The sequence below is a fragment of the Mesorhizobium sp. P2_D1 genome (genome assembly GCF_056404455.1).
In genome coordinates this window covers 1-765 of sequence record NZ_JBFUDZ010000164.1, presented here as the reverse complement: position 1 = coordinate 765, position 765 = coordinate 1, and the positions used below count along the sequence as shown (strand labels likewise).

Genomic DNA, 765 nt, shown 5'->3' with positions numbered 1-765 from the left:
CTCCTGACCCCAGCCGGCGAGCGCCTGATCGAATATTACCGCGACCGCCTCGCCCAGCAGGAAGCCTTGGTCACAGACCTCGACGACCTCAAGGGACTGCGCACCGGGCATTTGAGGATTGCCGTAGGCACCGGGTTGATGCGTGTCGTTATCGCGCGAGCGGTGGCTGAGTACACGGCAAGGCTGCCCGGCGTTCGCATCGATGTCGTCTCGGCCCCCTCGCGCGCCGTGATATCGATGGTCCGCGACGACATGGCGCATTTCGGCGTGGTCATGGATGCACCGACCGATCCGCGCGTCTGGTCGCGGTCGAGTTTCCCCGAGCCAAACTATCTGATTGTCGCGCCGCACCATTCGCTGGCGTCGGCGTCCGAAGTCGACATTCGCGATCTCGTCAATCAGCCCCTGATCCTGCCTGAAGGCGGGTTCCGCATTCGCGATGTGCTGTCCGAATTCGAGGCTACTCATGGCTTGTTTCTGGATACGCGGATCACCGCATCATCCGTCCAGTTCATAGCAGATGTGACCTCGGCGAGCACGGTCGCAACCATCATGCCACTGGGCTGCGTTTCCGATTATGTGGAGGCGGGCCGACTGCTTGCGCTGCCGATCTCGAATCCGGAATTGAACACTGGACGAGTGAACATCGTCACACGCGTCGGTCGCCGCCTATCATCGGCCGCCGTCGCATTGCTGGATCTGCTGGAACGGCACATGAAGAACCGCGCCAGACCGGAGCGGCCCACCACCTAGGCGCAGCAATGC

The 765-nt window shown here is 62.4% G+C and carries 1 protein-coding gene; it reads left to right on the top strand.

Annotated elements, in window-relative coordinates; translation table 11 throughout:
• A partial coding sequence (locus AC1D0I_RS32750; RefSeq protein ID WP_477400210.1) for a substrate-binding domain-containing protein occupies nt 1-753 on the top strand: 753 nt, incomplete at its 5' end.
• Between the last annotated feature and the right edge of the window lie 12 nt (nt 754-765).